Annotated in this window: 17 protein-coding genes and 1 tRNA gene; 2 read left to right on the forward strand and 16 right to left on the reverse strand. The window is 44.9% G+C overall.

Annotated elements, in window-relative coordinates:
* Positions 1 to 73: 73 nt before the first annotated feature.
* Complete coding sequence (locus NE473_RS21305) at positions 74 to 2,071, forward strand: FUSC family protein (protein WP_256265381.1); 1,998 nt, start codon at positions 74 to 76, stop codon at positions 2,069 to 2,071.
* Between the two features lie 199 nt (positions 2,072 to 2,270).
* Here NE473_RS21305 and acpS read toward each other — a convergent pair whose 3' ends face one another.
* The 16 genes from acpS to NE473_RS21385 all read right to left on the reverse strand — a co-directional run bounded on the left by acpS (position 2,271) and on the right by NE473_RS21385 (position 20,461).
* Positions 2,271 to 2,648, reverse strand: coding sequence for a holo-ACP synthase (acpS, locus tag NE473_RS21310; protein ID WP_055649118.1), 378 nt, complete (start codon positions 2,646 to 2,648; stop codon positions 2,271 to 2,273).
* Positions 2,649 to 3,887 (reverse strand): PucR family transcriptional regulator, encoded by a 1,239-nt coding sequence (locus NE473_RS21315; protein WP_055649117.1) that lies wholly within the window; start codon positions 3,885 to 3,887, stop codon positions 2,649 to 2,651.
* 13 nt (positions 3,888 to 3,900) lie between these two features.
* Positions 3,901 to 4,692: an alpha/beta fold hydrolase gene (locus NE473_RS21320; RefSeq protein ID WP_055649116.1), complete on the reverse strand. Its 792-nt coding sequence runs from the start codon at positions 4,690 to 4,692 to the stop codon at positions 3,901 to 3,903.
* 28 nt (positions 4,693 to 4,720) lie between these two features.
* Positions 4,721 to 5,824 (reverse strand): butyrate kinase, encoded by a 1,104-nt coding sequence (buk, locus tag NE473_RS21325; protein ID WP_055649115.1) that lies wholly within the window; start codon positions 5,822 to 5,824, stop codon positions 4,721 to 4,723.
* Positions 5,814 to 6,833 carry a phosphate acyltransferase gene (locus tag NE473_RS21330; RefSeq protein WP_055649114.1) on the reverse strand — a complete coding sequence of 340 codons (1,020 nt, stop codon included), beginning with the start codon at positions 6,831 to 6,833 and terminating at the stop codon, positions 5,814 to 5,816. Before NE473_RS21330 ends, buk begins: the two co-directional genes overlap by 11 nt.
* A gap of 62 nt (positions 6,834 to 6,895) precedes the next feature.
* Positions 6,896 to 7,135: an acyl carrier protein gene (locus tag NE473_RS21335; RefSeq protein ID WP_055649113.1), complete on the reverse strand. Its 240-nt coding sequence runs from the start codon at positions 7,133 to 7,135 to the stop codon at positions 6,896 to 6,898.
* Positions 7,132 to 7,548 carry a Zn-ribbon domain-containing OB-fold protein gene (locus NE473_RS21340; protein ID WP_055649112.1) on the reverse strand — a complete coding sequence of 139 codons (417 nt, stop codon included), beginning with the start codon at positions 7,546 to 7,548 and terminating at the stop codon, positions 7,132 to 7,134. The genes NE473_RS21335 and NE473_RS21340 overlap by 4 nt, the downstream gene beginning before the upstream one ends.
* A gap of 15 nt (positions 7,549 to 7,563) precedes the next feature.
* On the reverse strand, positions 7,564 to 8,853 hold the full coding sequence (locus NE473_RS21345; protein ID WP_055649111.1) for a thiolase family protein: 1,290 nt from the start codon (positions 8,851 to 8,853) through the stop codon (positions 7,564 to 7,566).
* A 27-nt stretch (positions 8,854 to 8,880) separates the two neighbouring features.
* Positions 8,881 to 10,338 (reverse strand): FAD-dependent oxidoreductase, encoded by a 1,458-nt coding sequence (locus NE473_RS21350; protein ID WP_155560709.1) that lies wholly within the window; start codon positions 10,336 to 10,338, stop codon positions 8,881 to 8,883.
* 24 nt (positions 10,339 to 10,362) lie between these two features.
* Positions 10,363 to 11,580, reverse strand: coding sequence for an NADH-ubiquinone oxidoreductase-F iron-sulfur binding region domain-containing protein (locus tag NE473_RS21355; RefSeq protein ID WP_055649109.1), 1,218 nt, complete (start codon positions 11,578 to 11,580; stop codon positions 10,363 to 10,365).
* A gap of 3 nt (positions 11,581 to 11,583) precedes the next feature.
* Positions 11,584 to 13,698: an FAD-dependent oxidoreductase gene (locus NE473_RS21360; RefSeq protein ID WP_256265382.1), complete on the reverse strand. Its 2,115-nt coding sequence runs from the start codon at positions 13,696 to 13,698 to the stop codon at positions 11,584 to 11,586.
* Positions 13,699 to 13,737: 39 nt separating this feature from the next.
* Positions 13,738 to 14,241 (reverse strand): DUF1097 family protein, encoded by a 504-nt coding sequence (locus NE473_RS21365; protein ID WP_155560710.1) that lies wholly within the window; start codon positions 14,239 to 14,241, stop codon positions 13,738 to 13,740.
* Between the two features lie 54 nt (positions 14,242 to 14,295).
* Positions 14,296 to 15,243 carry a flavodoxin family protein gene (locus NE473_RS21370; protein ID WP_055649107.1) on the reverse strand — a complete coding sequence of 316 codons (948 nt, stop codon included), beginning with the start codon at positions 15,241 to 15,243 and terminating at the stop codon, positions 14,296 to 14,298.
* A 907-nt stretch (positions 15,244 to 16,150) separates the two neighbouring features.
* Positions 16,151 to 17,692, reverse strand: coding sequence for a glutamine-hydrolyzing GMP synthase (gene guaA, locus NE473_RS21375; RefSeq protein WP_022030512.1), 1,542 nt, complete (start codon positions 17,690 to 17,692; stop codon positions 16,151 to 16,153).
* 366 nt (positions 17,693 to 18,058) lie between these two features.
* Positions 18,059 to 19,207, reverse strand: coding sequence for a M42 family metallopeptidase (locus NE473_RS21380; RefSeq protein ID WP_055649106.1), 1,149 nt, complete (start codon positions 19,205 to 19,207; stop codon positions 18,059 to 18,061).
* 384 nt (positions 19,208 to 19,591) lie between these two features.
* Positions 19,592 to 20,461 carry a MerR family transcriptional regulator gene (locus NE473_RS21385; protein ID WP_341465580.1) on the reverse strand — a complete coding sequence of 290 codons (870 nt, stop codon included), beginning with the start codon at positions 20,459 to 20,461 and terminating at the stop codon, positions 19,592 to 19,594.
* A 520-nt stretch (positions 20,462 to 20,981) separates the two neighbouring features.
* Here NE473_RS21385 and NE473_RS21390 point away from each other — a divergent pair.
* A tRNA-Glu gene (locus tag NE473_RS21390) sits at positions 20,982 to 21,053 on the forward strand.
* Positions 21,054 to 21,297 lie beyond the last annotated feature (244 nt).

Raw genomic sequence — 21,297 nt, forward strand, 5'->3', positions numbered from 1 at the left:
ATCTCTTCATAAAAAAGATGACAGCCGTCCCCATTAGAGTTATAATACTTCTTTAAAGGAGATGACTTCATTCATGAAAACCAAAACAAAATCCATATTGGCAGCTCTCCGCTCCAAATTTATGGCGGCCCTGCCAATTATTCTTTTTTTCCTTTTTTTATTTTACTCTACAATTCTTTTATTCGGCATTTCTTATTCAATCCTCGTATCGGTGGTTACAATCCTGTTTAAGGTAAATTATCGGAAATCTTTCACAGTCAGGCAGCTGATGGTTCTGGTGGGCACACAGTTTTTGATGGCTCTTCTCAGCTTTTTTGCATCCTTAAGCCTTCCTCTCTGTATACTTCTCAATCTGATTGTTCCATTTCTGCTGGTCTTTCTTCAGACCTCGCAGTTTAATCAGCTGGGATATTTTGCAAATGCCATGTGCTTTGTCTTTCTCCAGCTGCGGCCTGTTGGCCGGGAGGGGCTGGCTCTGCAGATGGCGGCTCTGGCTTATGGCCTGGCCGTTTTGACCATTGTCCTGTTCTTCTGTTCCTTACGGAATAAAAAGAATGATCATTTTGCCCCTGCAAAAAAGGGACTTCTGCTTCTGGCGGACGCGCTTCGTGCTCAAATAGAGCCGAAGGCCCATGCCACAGAACAGGGAAAACCGTCTGACAGTCCTGCCTCCGGACAGGCGGAACCCATTTTTCCGATCCTGCAGGAGCTTTACGGAGAAGCATACAAAAGCCGGGGGCTCACCTATGTCGTGAGCCCCCGGGGGAAAATCCAATATATGTTTGCACTGCTGTTTCAGCGGGCAGTGTATTTTCTGACGAACCCATACCAGGCCTCCATGCTCTCAGATCCGAACCGGCATGACCTGTTGGAACGCCTGGCCCGGTATATGGAGACTGCCGGAACCGATGGATTTGAGCAGGAGGAACTGGTTCGAACAGGCAGCGAGCTTCTGGCCGAGGTTGAGGAGTGCGATGAAATTCCCTGTATATTCATTCAGAATTTTCTCCGCCTCTTCCTGCTGATTCTGGATAATATTTGGCAGGATGGCGGAAAACAGAGTTCTCACGGTTGGAAGCTTCCCAGCTATCGCCGCCCGCTTAAGAAACTGTTTGGCCAGATAAAGGCTGATACATTTGAGACTCGTTTCGCGCTTCGCCTCAGCGCAGTTCTGACGATTGGCTTCGCTTACAGCATGATCAGCCAGGCAAACCACGGCTACTGGCTTGTGCTGAATGCCTTCCTGCTGCTCCGTCCTATGTATGAGGAAAGTGCCACCCGGATAAAAACCCGTTTTATCGGAACACTGGCAGGCTGCCTGATCCTGCAGCTTCTTCTCCCGCTGTTTCATGGAACAGGCTGGCATTTTTTGCTGGCAACCTTTATGGCGGTGGGACTCTATATGGAGACGGCCGGAACCTGGCAGCAGGCCCTGTTCTCCACCTGCTTTGCCCTGACTCTTACCACACTGGCACTCCCACAGATGCTGGCCGCTGAACTCCGTATCCTTTATGTTGTCTCTGCGATGGTACTGGTACTTCTCGTAAACCGTTTTGTATTTCCTACACATCAGAAAGGACAGTTCCGCTATAACCTGTATCAGCTGTTTCACATACACCACGTTTACCTTCGACTGTTGGAGAGCAGCCTGGCCGCCCCTCTGGATTATGGTGTCATCTGCGATGTTCAGATCCATTACCATCTGATTCACGACCAGATTATCCAGTATCTGAAAAAAGCCGGAAGCGAGGATTCGGCCTTTATCAAAAAACTTCTCTGGATTTCCTGGCACATGATATCCGAGGCAGAACAAATGCTTTTCTTGATTAACAACAGAAAGACCCGTACGGTTAATTCCGCACAGATGGAAGATTATCTGGCCTTTACCGCCTGTATTTTAAGCGAAATCCAGGAAATGCTTCATATGAAAGCCGACAGGAACCGTACCGTAACTCCGGAGATTCTCTATAAACGGACGATGGAAGGAGAACCCCGGTTATCGATGCTGATGGAGCAGTATTCGAAACAGCTGTCTGAGATGTATCGTTGTGTCTGCGGCCATAAAAACTGATTTACCACTCTAGCTTCAAACATGCTTCTGGTTTAATCCATACAAAAAACTGAAACTGCTGAATATACGCTGTTTGAAAAGCTGAATACCATCGCGAAGGCCGGGATCTACAGGAATAAATATGTGTTTATTATAGATTGAGAAAATTGAAGGAATGCCGCGCGTAAGCAGAGCATTCCTTCAATCGTCAAATGATATTTCATGCTGCCACTACAAAAGCAACTGTATAATCTCCTTCTGTAGTAATTGAGACCAGCAATTGTTGTACCTTCGCTTTCTCCATAATCTCTTTCATTTCCTCTGACAAATAAATATAAGGACTTCCATCAGAACGATTGAACGTTTCAACGATTCTGAAATCGAAAGCCTTCTCTGTCAGCAGTCCTGCAAGTGCCTTGAATACAGCTTCTTTAACCGCATATCTGGAGGCAAGAAACTCTGACCGGTCACAGGCCCGATCCGCCTCTTCCACCTCAGCTTTACTAAAAGTTCTTCGCACAAACGCATTGCGGACATTCTCATCCATTTCATCAATCGTCCGCTTGTCAACCATATCTACACCGATACCTTTTACCATTCAATCACATCCCACTATATTTAAATAATCAATTATTTTAATTGATATTTCATAGAGCTGCAATTTCTTACAATCCTGCATTTCAAGTCCTGTTATCTCAGATATCTTATTCATTCTGTAAAAAAAAGTCGATTTATGAATTTTGCAGGCTTCTGATGCCCTGACAGCGCTGCGGTTGTATTCCAGATATGCTCTCAATGTTTCAAACAGCTTACTGTTATTCTTATGATCGTATTCCAAAAGTTCAAGCAGATCAGGATGAATATAGGACTTAAGCCGATGAGACTCTTCACACAGGGAAAATATACTTTCAACCATGTAGTCTTCATAATTATATAAAACTGAAGGAATCTTTTCGATGTCCAGCTGTTTAATCAAATTCATCATCTGCTCATACCTGACCGGTACTTCCAGTATCGAACTGCATCTCAGACTTATTATTGCATGGATTCCATGCTGTCTCAGGAACTCACTCAGCCGCCTTTTTTCATATTGCTTAAAAGGGGTACGAGTTTCTTTGGATATGATTAAAACCAATGTATCGTTATACGTGGTAATCAGATCTTCCGGAAAAAGATTATGCAGGTGCTGAAAACTGAACTCAATCTGATTCACTGATATATTTTTCCGCAGAAATGGAATAACTACCAGCCACAGGTTTTCTTTTAAACGCTTTCCCAGTGTCTCCAGTTTCTCTTCAAAAAATTGTGTATCACTGACCCTGCCTCCTAACAACCCCGTTATCAGGAATTCATATCGCTGTTTTTTTGAAAAGGAGAAAAAATGGCTTTTCTGCATCTCTAAGGAAATCATATCGCTGAGTACATCGATAATCTGTAAATCATCACTGCTTAAAGTTCTGTTTATTTCAAGCACTGCAATGTAACCCACATAGATTTCGTTAATAAAAACTGGGGCGAATATCATTTTTTCTTCTAAAAATTTTGACTGGAAGAAAAATGCATGGGATTTTTGATATAGCTGCTCCATCAGCTTCTCTTCGTTCATATGCTGCAGTCCCGAAAGACAGACGAAACTGCTGCCATCCTGCCTGCCAATCATACTGTCACTTTCAACGCCATGTGATGCAATCACGGTAAAGCCTGCATCAACAACAGCAATAACATTCTCAACATATTGATAAGAAATATCAATCAATTCCTGTAACCCCTGATTATGCAATAGAGCCTGAAACAATTCTTCTTTTATTTCGCCTAAGCGTTTCTTCTGCTGTTCCATTGATACACCCCTGTCAATCGTTATCAATCAGTTTTAAAAGGCTTTCTGCAAATTCTTCAGGTGAATCCATCGGCGCATTATGTCCCCCCTGGAAATAATACCCCCGCATTCCAGATGAATCCAATACGGCCCGTGCCGCAATACCGAAAGGACTGCTAAAACTTTTCGTTCCAATCCCAATACAGTCATTCTGATTAATTACTATTTTATCATACTTGATCGTGTTCACATACTCAAATTTTAAAAAAGCCTCTATATTTTCCCAGACATGCGGTGAATCAGCTTCCGGCTGTGCGTCCGTTTCCTTCCTCCCAACTGCTCTTAAAAAGGCGATTGCGGCATCGGATAATCTCCCCATGCTGACAGCCCGTCCTACCTCTTCCACATACTTTTCTATCGCAGGAGACCTTTCTTTTAAGTTTTCAACACACGCAGGCTCAAAATATATGGTTTTTTTGATCTTATCCGGATTTCTTTTTTTACACTCGCTGACCACGAAGCAGCCGGCAGAGCAGCCCAATATAATTGGCGGAGTTTCACAAAACATATCGATCAGATTTTCCAACAGTTCTCCCTGCTGTTTAAAATTCATCCATTTCCTGTCATTTAAAGAACTTTCCCCATATCCTGGTCTGTCGTAAAGAATGACCCGGTAATGCTCTGCAATCCTGCATGCGAGCGGCAGAAAAAAGTAATGGTCTGCCGCTGCTCCATGCACCATAATAATAGGATATCCTCTCCCGGCAGTCATCACATAAACAGACTGGCCGTTAAACTCAAATAGTTCTTCCTTCCACTCCTCCATCCCAATCACCCGCTTATATCAAGTATGGTTAAAATTCAAACCCTGAAAAGACCGGCCGGCCGGTGTAATGCTTTCCTTCCTCTTCTCCGCTTAATACCCGGACTGCACCGGCTGCCATTGCCTCCATCTCAAACTCTCCGGGATAGGCAAATACTGGAGCTATATATTCGCATGTCGATCTGATTTGATCCGTTAAGCTTTTCTCGTATACCATTCCTCCTCCGAGAAGAATTGCATCGACATTGCCATGAAGTACAGCTGACATGGCTCCAATCTCTTTACATATCTGATATATCATCGAATCCCACATCAGCTTCGCTTTTCTGTCTCCATGTTTGCCGCGTTCTACCACTTCAATTGCATCAATTGTTCCTAATGTGGAAGCAAAGCCTCCCGTTTTCATGCAGAATCCCAGCATCTGGTCTTCTGTATATTTTCCGCTAAAACACAGCCGGATTAATTCATCCCCGGGAAGCTGCCCACATCTGGTAGGAGCCATGGGCCCCTCCCCTCCAACCATATTGATTCCATCAACCATCCGTCCCTGTCTGTGCGCAGCGACTGATGTACCGCCTCCAATATGGCATACAATATAGTTCTGCTGCTCGTACTTCACTCCATGTGAATTTGCATGCCGGATAGCAGTTTCTTTCTGGTTTAAAGTATGTATATGGCTTGTCCTGTATACCCCGTCAATGCCGGTAACCCTTGCAACCTCCTGATATTCATCAACATCCGGAGGGTTCACTATAAAGCCCTGGCCTCCGAACTCCTTCATATATCTTTCAGCTAAAGTACAGCCCAGGGCCGCCGGATGATTCACTCCATTCACACTGCGTCCCGCGTGATCTGCAATCAGTTCATCAATATAATACGTTCCGCCAGGCATCGAATACAATCCCCCGCCTCTGCCGACAAACGCATCTGTCCCTTCCAGTGATATTCCCGCTTCTTCCAGTGCTCTGTCAATGGTTTCTTTTCTGTATTCCAGCTGTTGTGTAAAATAAGGGAATCTGCCCAGCCGCTCCATATCATGTGTAACATTTGTTTTAAATAATTCCCGATCACCATCAAACAGTGCCACTTTTGTAGATGTGGAACCCGGATTAACTGCAAAGATTTTATATCCCATAACGTTCCTCCTGACTACATGCAGCCCTCACGGCAGATATAACGATATTTCCTTTAATTTCTGAAACCGGCGCACTCCTTGAACAGTCACATACGATTTTGTTAAATCCCTGCAGCATCGGTCCATATGCATCTGCATGACCCAGAAGCTGAATTAACTTAACACCTATATTTCCCGCATTCAGATCAGGCCATATCAGAATATTTGCCCTTCCAGCCACTTTGTTTGCCTTTGCTACCTTTTTTTGTGCCACATGAGGCCGCAGCGCGGTGTCAAGCTGGTATTCCCCCTCAATGTTCAAATCGCCGCGTTTTTGATTGGCCAGTTTTACAGCCTCAGTGACTTTATCTACCAGTTCTCCCTGCCCGCTGCCCAGTGTGGAATAGCTCAGCATTGCACACCGCGGTTCCCAGTCAAACAGCGCCTGTACCGTCTCACATGCAGAAATAGCAATATCTGCCAACTGCTCTGCCGTGGGATTTGTACATACCGCACTGTCTCCAATAACGAGCACCGATCCTTCACTGCCTTCAAATCCTGGTATATCGCAGATCCCAACACTGGAAATTGTACTGATTCCTTCCTTCAGCCCAACAATCATCTGTCCTGCCAGCAGCACATCCCCTGTCGGATAGTCAATTCCTGCAAATGCCACCCCGGCTTCACCGGCTGCCAGCATCGCCATGGCATAATAAAGCGGGTCCTGCATGCGTCGGCGAAGTGCCTTCTCTTTCATCAGCATATCGGGTAAAGCGAGATATTTATTTACTGTTTCACTTTTTTTCTCTTCGTCATCCAGATCCACAAAAACAAATTTATCTTCTTTATATCCCCGGGCCCGCGCCAGACTCTTAAGCTCATCTGTATGACCAATAAAGACAGGTATGATATATCCCTCTTCGGCCGTTTCATACGCCGCCTGCATAATTTTTTCATTGGTCCCCTCGGGAAATGCTACTTTCTGAGGGGCCTGTTTCGCTTTTTCATAGATTGAATCCAGTATACTCATATATTATTTTTCTCCATATAAGCATAAGCCTGATTATTCAGGCTCATGCTCAAGTTTATAATTTATTGATTTTTTTCCACCAGATCAACCATGTCACCGATGGTTGCCGCTTTACCGGCTTCGGGAAGTGAAACTAATATATCCAATTCATTTTCAATTAGTGAAACTACGCCTACCAAAAGAATGGAGGCTCCCTTAAGGTCTTCACGAAATCTTGTGTCGAGAGAAAGATCGGATGGATTCTTCCTGTAAGTCACTGCAACAAATTCCAATATTTTTGCTTCTAATTCCTGTCTGCTCATTTATACTCCTCATCTAATTCAAAAATCACGGTTTTAAACCCATTTCTCTGTACAATCTTAGCATGGCACGGTACCGGCATCTGCGTAAGCAGTCTGTCACGGTTTTCTTTTGTAACGCCCTGTACAATCGCATTGACGCCAGCACCTTCTTCTATCTCCACACAGGAAAGACAGTATGGCATTAAATCATTATTTTCCGGTTTTGCTGAAAGAATTGCAGGCATAATCAGCGATGTCATTTTTGCCTTACCACTAATCTCAACCCACTCTGTATCAGCACACCCACAGGTATTGCATGCATATACAGGTGGAAATTCCACAGCCTGACAGCGCGTACATTTTCTGCCGAGGATTTTTCCTTCCTCTAACGCGTCATAATATGTTTTGACGATTTTTTCTAATTTTACACCCATGACTAAACCTCCCGATTAATCCAAAGTCTTCAAAATAGCTGCGGTTACGTTCTGGCCGCCGCCAAAACCTCTCAGCATGGTATACTCCGGCAGTTTTTTAACCTGTCTGTCTCCACATTCTCCACGCATCTGCTTTACCGCTTCATAAAGATCAGCCAAACCGGAGGCGGCATGCGCATGGCCAAATGAAGTTCTTCCGCCATTCGTATTGATTGGCTTGTCTCCATCATATGCAGTTCTTCCTTCGCAGACGTATTTCCACCCTTCACCTTCCGGGAGATATCCTGCGATTTCTGCTGCAATCAGGTGCGAAGTAATAATAAAATCATTTGCAAAAAACAGATCAATCTTCGAAGAATCCACGCCTGTCATTTCATATACCTGCCTGACAGCCTCTCTCGTTGCCCGCAGTTCAAGATGTGGCGTATTTCCTTCCAGCGCTGAACTTCCGATGCCAAGTACCTCAATCGGTTTCCTGCCGGTATACTGTTCCACCAGATCAGTGGCACAGACAATAACCGCTGCTGCGCCGTCACATTTTAATTCCATACCGCCAACTCTTAAGTAATCGCCCATTTTAGGATTCATGGGTGATCTCATAAACTCCATGACATCGTCATACCCCGTCTGTTTGGCCATCTCTTCATAGGTTACTCTCTGGAGTGCCAGCGGATGCATCGAGGCATTTCGGCGGTTATTGATTGACATATGATTTAACGTATCATCCATCTGCTCATCTGTCAGATTGTATGTATCTTTATACCAGGCGGCTGCATCATCAAAACAGATCACCGGACCTGACATCATCTGCCTTGTGTAAGCCCGGTCATAAATCCAGGCTGTTGTTTCCAGCAATTTTTCCATCGTAAATTTCTGATGAACGTAAGCTGGCATCCCCTTCTCAGCAATACCGTCCGCAAATTCTACGCAGCCTGAAAGCACGCAGTTATACTTACCTGATGCGACCGCATTGACAGCCTGCTCAAGCGCCAGATATCCTGTACAGCAGGCCTCTGAGTGGTGAATGGAACCTTTTCCCTTCATACCAAACCAGTTGGCAACCTGCATATTCGGAGTAATATAATCAGAACCGTTTAACGGGCTTGCCTGGCCATGGAAATAGAAATCAACATCTTTCGGTTCTACTCCCGCATCTTCCATTGCCTTCAGTGCGGCATATCCAAATAACTCGCCTTCTGTCAAACCATCCGTTTCCGGATTATCCATCGTATACATAAACGGTGTACAGCCAACACCGATAATAGACACACTTCTGCTGTATTTATTTATTTTCGTGTGATTCATATTCTCTGACTCCTTTTTTAATAGTCGTTATTCCATATCACTGATATAATCTGCGATTGCCTCGCCAGCCATACGCCCGGAATTAATGGCGAAGCCCATTGTATTGCCCGGTAAAGTGAAATTATAGCTGTCGCCGTAAATCGTGTTGGCATCACTGCCTGCGCTGTAAAGACCCGGAATCGGCCTGTCATTATTGTCCAAAACTTCACAGTATTTATTGATTTTCACACCGCCAATCGTTCCATATGCTGCAACATAGAGCTTTCCGACTCTGTATTTGCCTCTGCCTGTGATCGGATGAAGGAACGCAGCTTTTTTGTTAAACTGGGAATCATAGTTCTGTTCACACATCTCGTTATAGTCATTAATTGTCTCTTCCAGCTTCTCATAGTCGATACCCAGCTTCTCGGCCAGTTCTTCCAGAGTCTCCGCCTCAATATATCCGTCATACCCCTCGGCGACTGCTCGTTCAAACTCAGGTTCAACTGCCAAAAATGCAAAATCCGGATGAACCAGATCATAGATGTCCGGACCATTCTTCTTATAGTTATTCAAAATGCCGTCATCCATGATACAGTATGCATAATTTCCCGGCTGCAGCCTCAATGCATTACCTGTAAACGTAGTATTCCCCATCATGTCTTCGTTCATAAAACGGTCCCCATTCTGATTAATCAACAGATTGGGCTGACGCAGCACGGTATCCAGCAGGAAATAATTCAGGTTGTCTTTAATCTGGTAGATCATTTCAATGTTTGCGCCAAACTTTTGTGCACCTGCATCCCACATCATATTCAAACCGTCTCCGACAATCCCCGGAACGTTGAACGGGAAATAATCTTCCCAGAGATTTAAGTCAAATTCCTCTTTCAGCATCTTGGCATTAACACCGAAGCCACCGGTTGCAACGACCACTGCTTTTGCACGGGCTTCTATCTCTTCTCCCTCTTTGTCGACAGCAATTACGCCAACAGCTTTTCCATCTTCCATGATCAATTCTTTTACCGGGCTTTCGAGATAAATCTCTGCCCCTAACTCTTGGGCTTTCTCTGTCATGGCGCGAATCATCGGACCTGCCGCACGCGGTCCGATAATGCCGTTTTCAGGTTTTACAATGTGCCATGTTGCCTCGGATTCTGCAAAATAGCGGAAAGCACCGGCAAATTCAACGCCCATGGCTTCGAGCCATTCAATGGTCTCTGCTGATTTTGCAAAATAAGTCTGCACCAGGTCGGCGTCAACACGAAAATGTGTATACTTCATATGCATATCGTATGCCTGGTCTTTCGTAATCTCGTTAAAAGCCTTCTTTTGAATTTTCGTTCCGATTCCAAGCAGCCCCATACCCATGTTTGCCGCCCCACCGGTTGTGTTGCTCTTCTCAAAGACAATTGTCTTCAAATCATTTTCACCAGCTGTTACAGCAGCAGCGAGGCCCGCCGGGCCAGCTGCAACCACAATTACATCTGCTTCCATTCTTTTCATTGTCTAACCTCCATTTTGATTATTTTAATGTTTCTTTTTAAATCTTCCGCACTTTGTCAGCTTATCAGGCAGTCTCGGTACACGGTCTGCCGTCTGAATGACGGCACCGGCATCACAAGCTTCGATACACCGCCCACACTTAGAGCATGCAAATCCGTCCAGCATATGGATATAACCCGCCTTACCTTCAATCGCATCAGAAGGACAGATATCCGCGCATTTTTCACATCCATTGCAGAGAATTGGATCAATATACATACTCACAAAAGCCCTGCACACTCCGTTCGCACATTTTTTCTTCTTAATATGATCGTCATACTCTGACTGAAAATACTTCAGAGTACCCAGTGTAAAATCTGCTGCGGTCTGCCCCATGCTGCACAGCGTGGAAAATGCCATGGCTTCGCCAATTTCAGCCATCATGTCCGGATACTCTTTCTTTCCTTGTCCCAGAGTAATCTCTCTCATCATGGTATGCAGCTGAATCAGTCCTTCGCGGCAGAATACACACCGGCCGCAGCTATGGTATCTGTCTGCCAGCAGCTCTTTCTCCGCTTCCCGGATCAGACAGCACTTACTGCCATAGAGAGTGATTACTCCATTCAATATTACAGTGTCTGCCTCAATCGTCTGCTGCAAAGCAGACGCATCATAAAGCTTCGTACCGACAGCCAGCGCACGAATCTCCTCATTGCCTGTCAGTTCTGCAATCTTTGTTCCGTAATGCACCTTCTTCAGTTCTCCTGTATGGCCTTCCCTGCATATTGCTATATAAGTACACGGCTCATAACAGCCCGCCATTAAATCAGATAAAAAGGCCATCGTCAGAATATGGTGAAAAACAGCGTCCCGGTTTTCTCTGCAGTCGATCAGTCCCGTCTTAACTTTAATGTTAAACTTCGCAGCGTCTTGTTCTATGGCTGCGGCGTAGTCCGCCTCCCATTCAGGAACGTAGAGATACATTTCTCCAGCCTCCGCTGCTTTTGCGGCCAGTGCCATACCGGCAAAAATCTTTTCAGGATTCTCTTTTAAAATTGCCAGCAGCACCCCAACATGGTCACCATTATACAGGCCGCATATCATTCGTCCGGGACTGTTTCTCTCCGCTCTCTCCGCATTCGCAGTTTTCCATTTTTCTGCAATCTTTTCCCCGGTCGTTCCGAACTCCAAAAGATTTGACTCAGCCGCACGTCTGGTGATTTCTGCAGCACTTAAGGTTTTTGCTTCTTCCATTACATTCATCACCTATGCCTCCTTCTGCTTCGAAAACTCCGTCCACAATCTCGGTGGTTTGATTTGCAGTCGTAAATCACACTGGAGGCATCTGTCTGCTTCTGAACAAATATCTTTATCACAGATACCATAATCCACTTTATCGAAATTATTCTGACGTTCTTCCGCGCTGAGTACTATAGATGATTTTCTTTCCCGGGAACAAAATCCTTCTGCCTTGCCGATACAGGGATCAGGACTCTGCACTGGAGCCAGAATTTCACTGATATCCCCGTCACCCCCAAGATATTTATCGATCTCACCTGCTGCATCTCTTCCTGACGCAATAGCCATAATTACAGATTTTGTGCCATAGACCGCATCCCCTGACGCAAAAATCCCGTCAACGGATGCCGCCAGCGACTTCTCCTTTACAGCAATACGATTGCCGCTTCCAAGGATAATGCCTGTCTCCTCTGTAATCTGAGGCCGCTGTCCAACTGCAAAAATCACTGTATCACAATCGATGTGGTGTTCAGACCCTTCCTCTTTTTCTATTATTGCCTGCTTATTCTCATTAAAGGAAAATGATTTTACATTCATAAAATCTACGCCGGTAACACTGTCTGTACCGGTAATCCGCTCGAAGGTCTGTGCCGGATGAACGAAGATCCCCTCCTCCTGAGCTTGTTCAATCTCTTCATCGTCCGCTGTCATAACGTCTCTTGCTTCCAGACAGGCAAGATGAATCTCATCTGCGCCAAGGCGTTTTGCTGTTCTCGCACAGTCAAAAGCAACATTTCCGCCTCCCAGAACAATTACTCGTTTTCCTATACCGTTTTCCCTGTTCATACTGGCGTTTCTTAAGAAATCAATATTTAACAGCACTCCAGGAAGCCCGCTTCCCTCCATCGAAAGGCGGACACCGCTGTGTGCGCCAATAGCCATCAGCACCGCATCATATTCTTTCAGCAAATCCAGCGGCCTCTCCACTCTGGTATCTGTTTCAACGATAACCCCCTGATCTCTGATTACAGCCGCTTCCTCTGCTACAACAGTTCTCGGCATACGATAAGCCGGAATGCCATAACTCATCATTCCCCCCACTGTGGGCAATGCTTCCTTCAAAACCACCGTATGACCCTGTTTTCTCAGATAATAGGCCGCCGTCATTCCAGCCGGTCCTCCTCCTACAACGCAGACTCTTTTTCCAGTATCAGGCAGCTGTTTTCCCTTTCCTCTCCAATACAGACCTGTGTCTCTCTCTGCCGCATACCTCTTGATATTTCGAATAGATATGGCCTCGTTTACTGCCTGTCGTCTGCACTCCTCTTCGCACACATGAGTACAGACATATCCCAGACATTTCGGAAACGGAGCCTTCTCTCGTATCACAGCTGCTGCCGCATCGTAATTTTCTTCTTTGACAAACCGAATATAACGCGGTATTTCTGTATGTACCGGACAGGCAGTGCGGCAGGGAACCAGCAATTCATCCTTCTTAAGATTTGTTTCTAAAAGCTGCAGCTTATCCCGAATAGAACCGGTAGGACAAACCTCTGCACATGCGGTACAAAAGCGGCAGTCTTCGTCCTTCAACAGTTTTCCGTGCAGTGTCTCCACCAGCACTTCCAAGTCTTTCTTTTGATATTTTAATATACCAACGCCTCTCAAATCGCTGCATGCACGCACACATCGGCCGCAGAGTACGCATCGATTCATATCATGGATCAACAGCGGATTGCTTTCTTCCTTCTTTGCACCTTTTGTCCTGGTTCTCATTCTGGCACTGTTGGCACCAATGTACTGAATCAGCGTCTGCATCTCACAATTACCGTATTTCGGGCAAGTTGAGCAATCCTCCGGATGGCCTGCCAGCATCAGTTCCAACGCCAGGGTACGCAGCCGGCTGATCTGTTCGCTATTGGTATGAATCTCCATCCCCTCTTTCACAGGCAATGTGCACGATGGTACAACTCCTTCCTGACCCTCCACCTCCACAATGCACATGCGGCAGGATTCATTTTCCGGTAAATCGGGATGGTAACATAGATGCGGAATGTAAATACCTGCATTTAAGGCAGCTGCAAGAACATTCATCCCGCCCTCTGCTTCAACCGTTTTACCATCTATTTTAAAAGAAACCACGTACTTCCTCCTTTTACTTTTCTGATAATCAGTTATAACTTATTTCTCCACCTCCTGCTTTCCTATAATCAGCGACTGAAGGAATCCACCTGCAAAGGCAAAGAACCAGATCCCCACAAGCATTGCAATGTATAATTGAAATGTCATAAAATTCCACTGGGATTTTTCTGTGACACCAAGCAATGCCAGCATAATTGAAAAGCTTGCCAGCCAGCCAAAAAGATTAGCAATATCGGCTGCATAATACTGAATAATAATCATAACTGCAACAACTACAACTAATATAATGGGAACATATACCAATGAATTTCCTGGCATAATGTCAAACAGCCAGTTTGTAAAATATCCAAATATTGCGCCGAAGGTAAAACCTGCCGTCATCTGTACATATTCCTTCCGTGTTTTTGCACATGGCACAACAACAGTTGCCGATAACATGGCAACAGCTGCAGTAGTAAACCCTGCCAGACTGGCCGCAACTGCCCAAAAAGCCGGCAGCAATGACAGCCCTATTACCCTCGCCCATAAAAGTCTGTTTTTCATTACGTTCTCCTTAAACCGCAGGAATTTCCTCTATCACAAATCACCATCGTCATGCTATACAGCAGGAAATTTTACTGCCTTATATTTTGCGTATTCCTCCTGTATTTTGTCAGCATTTGCAAAGAACTCTCCTTGACATTTCATAATTTCATCCAGATGTAATTCCCGGTATTCATTGACATTGCGATCCCGGCATAAACCATTTTCTGCCAATACGAATCGGACCTTTCCATCTTCTCCTCTGACGAGATCTCCGCCGGCTCCGCATACGGCGCATTCAAATGGAAACTCAATCCCGTCCCAATGTGGTTCTCCCCGGAAAATCAGGCTGCTATGACAATTCGGGCACATTCCCATATCCGGTTCTCCCAGCCACTCTCTCTTCTCTATCGGAGTCCCGATGGTTTTTATAATATTTTCTCCCATCTGACGTGCACGGGTCATCTGTTCCGGATGAAGAAGAACATTTCCAGGCCGGCTATTGCCCGTTGCCAAGAACTGATCGATAACTTTGACAGACTGAGTAAACATACCTGCTGCCATAACCTCTAAAGACATAGTCATCCAGTCATGACGGGAACCGCCTACTGCAATCAGTCCTGCTACACAGTGCGGATCCTCTTTTACCAGGCCAACCTTCAGCATGAATGACAGTTCATAAGCCAGCTGACGGTGAATCAGTCTGGTTAACAGTGAACTGGGTGCCAAATCATAAGTAGGACAGCTGACAATCAAACCATTGCACTTCTGCATCTCTGTAATGATTTTGTCAACATCATCCTGACCTTTTAAAGCACAGCCTTTATACGGTCCTTTCCCCATAGCTACCTGTGCCATGCCCATACTACACGCCTCACAGCCTGTACAGGGAAGGATATTATAATCATAAAGGTTAATGAGGCTTACTTCCGCTCCCGCTTCCTGACATGCAAGCAGAGCCTCTTTTGCTAAAATTTCACTGTTGCCATCGTGACGTCCAGCGACAATTGCCATAACTTTCATCAATTAATTTCCCCCTTTATCATTTTGTAATCCCCGATCTGAGTTTAAAATTTTAGTATTTCTATTAAAAATTATACAATGCCCTGCCATTTGAAGTCATGATTCAGACGTCTTAATTGATTTTGATGCATTGAGTTTTTATTGTACAAATGTCTGAAAGGCCAAATCACCATGCAGAAAAAGAGTATTAGCGTATAAAAATATCAATATCGCTTATTTATCTTGTATGATAAATATCTGTATGTATTGTAGATACAATATGTGTTTACACTTTTCTTTTGTCAGCCGCAGTCCTATCCTAACCCCGTTGTTAGATGCAAAAGGAAAACCTATAATCACTAGATAACTCCCGGTGTATCTAACTTATTACATGCAAAAATTAACAGATAGGAGAATTGCTATCGCTATTAGTGAAATAATCCATCACTTCCGGCTTCTGCACCTTTTCACGCAGAAGTATTTCGGATAAATGCTCAGTTTTAGCGATATACGGACAGACAAAAGGGAGTACCTATCTTTCCATACTTGAGATGTTCTAAGCATGGCAAGAGCAGTCTGATAAACTGAACGCCGGGGAGATTACCAAAGAGGAATATGACCAGTGGCGTTATACCTCCCCTCAGATGAACGCTGCAAAATCTAAGGAAAATCTCAATACCCTACATGCTGAATGAAAGGCCAAGACACAGAATAACAGTGAATATACCTACTAACGTAAAAAAGATCTTACCAAATTGAAATCACTCAATTCAGTAAGATCTTTTTTAGTTGGTTGAAATATCTACACTTGCTAACCACTTATACACTTTTTGAATAAATGCATTTTTTCAGTGTTATCAATTTGTTATCAAATAGAGCTACAAAGCGCCTCAAACGCCCGGTTTATGCGGGTCCACGAACATTTTTCTTATTCAAACTCAATCGTAGCCGGCGGCTTCCCCGTACAATCATACAACACCCGGTTCACGCCCTTCACCTCATTAACGATCCTCCTGGTTACAGTTCCCAGGACTTCCCAGGGAAGTTCTGCCGACTCCGCAGTCATAAAATCAGATGTAAGCACAGCTCTCAGTGCAACCGCATAATCATACGTCCTCTCGTCACCCATACATCCAACCGACCGCATATTCGTCAGCGCTGCAAAGTACTGGCCAAGTCCCTTATCGACTCCGGCTTTTGCAATCTCCTCACGGTAGATCGCATCGGCTTCCTGCACGATTCTCACCTTATCCGGTGTGATCTCACCGATGATGCGCACGCCCAGGCCCGGGCCCGGGAACGGCTGGCGGTAAACTAAATACTCCGGAATTCCAAGCTCCAGACCGGCCTTTCTTACTTCATCCTTAAACAAAAGGCGCAGCGGCTCGATGATCTCCTTGAAATCCACATGCTCCGGAAGTCCGCCCACGTTATGGTGAGACTTGATCACAGCCGACTTTCCAAGACCGGATTCAATCACATCCGGGTAAATGGTCCCCTGTACGAAATAATCCACGGCACCGATCTTTTTTGCCTCGTCTTCAAAAACACGGATAAACTCTTCACCAATGATCTTGCGCTTCTGCTCCGGCTCCTCAGCCCCCTTCAGTTTCTCATAGAAACGCTCCTGGGCATTGACACGGATAAAGTTCAAATCATAAGGACCATTGGGGCCAAAGACAGCCTCCACCTCATCGCCTTCATCCTTGCGAAGAAGACCGTGATCCACAAATACGCAGGTCAGCTGTTTTCCAACCGCTTTCGCCAGCATAACGGCTGCTACAGAAGAGTCCACACCGCCGGACAGAGCACAGAGTACCTTTCCGCTGCCGACTTTTTCGCGGATTGATTTGATGGAAGACTCCACGAAGGAATCCATTTTCCAGTCTCCTGAACATTTACAGACATTGTATACGAAATTGGACAGCATCTTCATGCCTTCCTGTGTATGCATAACCTCCGGATGGAACTGAACCGCATAGAGGCCGCGCTCCTCACATTCCATGCCTGCCACCGGGCATACCGGTGTGTGAGCAGTTACCCTGAAGCCTTCCGGAGCTTTTTCTATATAATCGGTATGGCTCATCCAGCAGATCGTTTTTGGGCTCACGGAATCGAGAATCCGGCTGTCCGCCTCTGCATCCACTTCCGTCTTTCCATACTCGCTGACAGGCGCCGTCGCAACGCTTCCCCCCAGCATATAGGCCATCAACTGTGAACCATAGCAGATTCCAAGGATCGGAATTCCCATCTCAAAGATTTCTTTTTCACAATGCGGGGAATCCTCCTTATATACACTGTTGGGACCTCCGGTAAAAATGATTCCCTTCGGATTCATTTCCCTGATCTTATCCAGTCCCAGTGTGTATGGATGAACCTCACAGTAAACATTGCATTCTCTGACTCGTCTGGCAATCAGCTGGTTATACTGACCACCGAAATCCAGAACAATAATCATTTCTCTTTCCACGGGTATTCCTCCTATTATAATCATGTACAGTATCACGAATGCCGGAAATGAAAAAAACGGACATAAGCCGCTTTCTCTTTAGCATTCCCGCATTCCTTCAATAAAAAACAAAAATTGCAAATGAAGATGAAAGGCTGTTGCATGCATCTTAAGCGATTTCTGCAACAGCTCTTTCCTTGATATTATATTCTATCAGAAAAGCATTGACAAGTATTTTCTCACACCCTCATGAAAAGCTGTGAAAAATAAACGACTCCCACTGCCCAAAATCCCGTTTCTTTGACACAAAATCCAATCGTTTGACACAGGTTTCTCCGTTCACAGCGTACATTTCCCCTGCCCGGATACGCTCGCCCCACCTTTCGGTCAGACCAGATCCTGCCTGAAAATCCGCTTCACAGTTTCCGCATTCAGTCCTCGGATCACCTCCACCGCCATGGACACAGCCGCTTCAATATCTGATTTTGCGCAGAAATTATAATGGCTGTGCACATATCGGGACGGAATCCCCAGCACAAGAACCGGAACAGCCTGGCCGGTCAGGCTAATCTTACCTGCGTTTGTACTGCCGCCTCTTCGAACGGCATCCTGGTATGGAATTCCGAATTTTTTCCCTGTCTCATGGGCATACCTGATGAATTCAGGATTGGAGACGTAGCTATTGTCCAGATGACGGATCTGAACACCGCCCCTCATTACGCCCTGTGCTGTTCCCAGCTGAACATAAGGATCATCAGCGGGTGACCCCTCAAATACAATCGCAAGATCGGGCTTCACCTGCTGAGCAGTCACTGTGGCACCTCTGGTTCCCACCTCTTCCTGCGCGGCAAACGCCCCCACGACTCTGGCTGCCAGTCTTTCTTCCTCTGCCATAAGTACCTTCATGGTCTCGATAATACAAAAACATCCCAGCCGGTTATCAAAGGCTTTTCCAAAACAGATACCATTTTCTTCATGATACTCATACGTCACATCCGGAACAACAGGATCACCCGGACGAATTCCATATACAGTCAGTACCTCTTCCCTGCTGCATGCTCCCACATCAATCAGTATGTCTTCAATCTTCAGACTGTTATCCGCCTTCTGCTCCGGTGTCAGGAAGTGAACGGGTTTCGAAGTAGTAATCCCTCTGTGCAGTTTCCCCTCTTCCGTTCTCACGATCACCGAGTGGGCAGGGAGACTGGTAAGATGGAAGCCGCCAAGTGTTACAATGCTCATAAGACCATTTTCCATAATGGACTGGATCATAAATCCGCATTCATCGAGATGGGCATCCAACATCAACACAGGACGTCTGTCCGATGGTATCTCATCATTCCTGTAAATCCCACAATTTCCCCGGCTTACAGCAGTCAGAGGCGATGGCGTCATCTCTGCATATACATTGTGCATCGAATCCTTTCTCACAGCCAGCCCGCCGCAATATTTTTTTACTACCCTGACCACATCTTCTTCAAAACCACTGGGTCCAAATGCATTGGACAGTTCTTCCAGAATCTTTAAATCAACCATGTTACTTCTCCTTTTTCTGTATTTCTCATTCTGCTTATGCTGTTACTACTGAGGCCCTATTTCTTTAGTACTCCCGTGAATCTGTCCAGATTCGTCAGAGCTTCGCCTGCGCCTCTCTTTCTTCTATGATGAAACCGCAGTAATGGCAAATTCTATCTCCATACTTTGCCGCTCCTGATTACAGCAGTCTGTATGCATTTACAAAAAAATTATAACATGAAATGATAATTTTTCCTATCTTGCAAGGAAAGTTGTTTCCTGCCGCAAATACGCAGCGTTGGCCGTGAACAATAATTACGCAGCAAATGCCACCTCCGCAGGTTGAAAGCTTCTGCGAAGATGGCATTGGGACTAACATTCACTCTGTTTTAAGGCTCATCAACTCTATTTCCTGTCTAAATACTCTTTAATTGCACTTCCGATGAATTTTGATGCGCCTTCTCCATATTTTCGATCGTTCACTTCCAGATACATGGGATTGGACTGATAAGCCTCTGCCGTAAGTAACCAGTAATTTTCTCCCATGTCGATTCCTCTATTACTTTCTTCACAAAAAGCAATCAGTTCGCTTACGGCTGCCTGTACTTCCGCAGATGAGGGATCTCTGGTTAAGTCTGCCGTAAGCCGTTTTGTCAGCAGTTCCGTTTTTTCCATAATTCCATCTACTTCAGTTTCTGAGATAACCGGCCCCTCGGAGAGATAGTTTTGAAAATTTTCCTTCATTGCTTTTGTAAAATTCTCAATACTGCCATACTGTCTGACCGCTGCCTCTGCAATCTCTACCTCTTGCGACTGAAGATCACCAAATAATTCATCAAACTGCTCCATACTTCCGAGCCGCCTGATAATCTCCTCCGTATGCGTCGCTTTAAATTCACCTAAAGCCTGAAAATATTCGCTCATATCAAACTCTTTAAAGTCCATACACGTTTCTCCATGAATTAATTTATCGAGTAACTCCAAAAGACCATTCAATCGGTCTCGTTTCAGCCGGATTAACTCCTTCTGCTTTTCAAATGCTGCCTTCTTATCAAATTGCGGATTTTCCATAATCACTTTGATTTCCCTCAGTGTAAAATCCAGTTCCTTAAAAAACAGAATCTGCTGCAGTACTTCCAGTGCACTTTCATCATACAGTCTGTATCCGGATTCCGTCATCTGCGTCGGTTTCAATAATCCGATCTCATCATAAAACTGGAGCGTCCGAACACTGACCCCCGTTAATACGGAAACCTGTTTGACAGTCATCATCATTCTCACCTTCCTTCCCTGTTGAGTTTAGTCTGCGTTTCCCTCTGCCGGCACGAAAAGAATCGATGACCTCATCTCTGATTATCACTTTACACTATCACCATACGTGATAGTCAATACTTTTTTATAATGTTTTTTACAGCTTTCAAGCCACTGCCTCCTGTTTTATGCAAAAAAAGAACAAACTTCATAATTCGTTAGAAAGCCTTAATAAATTTCATAATCTTTTTACGCTGCGGTCAAATTTATGTTACATTTTTCCAGTATGATAATATTATAAACATAGGAAATCGAATTAAGCAGTCAGAGCGCTTCCTACATATGTTTCCACTAAGTCGGCGGGGTTGACGGAATGTCACCTTGCCGGCTCAACCTAATTTATGGGGTATTTTCTCATTGCTTTTGCAGTTTAATCTTTAGTGAAAACAGAGGTCGAAAAATTTTTTTAATTTTTTTTCAAATTTATCTGGACAAATTCAACTTCCTATGGTATTATTAGGAAGCTGTCAGAAACGACAGATACGGCCTATTGGTCAAGCGGCTAAGACGCCGCCCTCTCACGGCGGAAACCCGGGTTCGATTCCCGGATAGGTCATGAAAACCTTCCTGAATATCAGGGAGGTTTTTTTGTATATAAAAATCATGATCCTGTTACACAAAAATATTTGAGCTAAAAACAGGAACAACAGTCAGGCTGGGTTATTTCACCTTAGAACAAAGTGCCTTCGGCACTCTCAACTCCCCTGCCCCTCACTCATGAGGGGTTTTGGGGTTTTCCTTTGTCACTTTTTGTTGTAAAATATTCTTATGTATAAAAAGAACATTCTTCAAACTATTTT

It is taken from the genome of Hungatella sp. SL.1.14 (genome assembly GCF_024460495.1).
GTDB classification, from domain to species: Bacteria; Bacillota; Clostridia; order Lachnospirales; family Lachnospiraceae; genus Hungatella; species Hungatella hathewayi.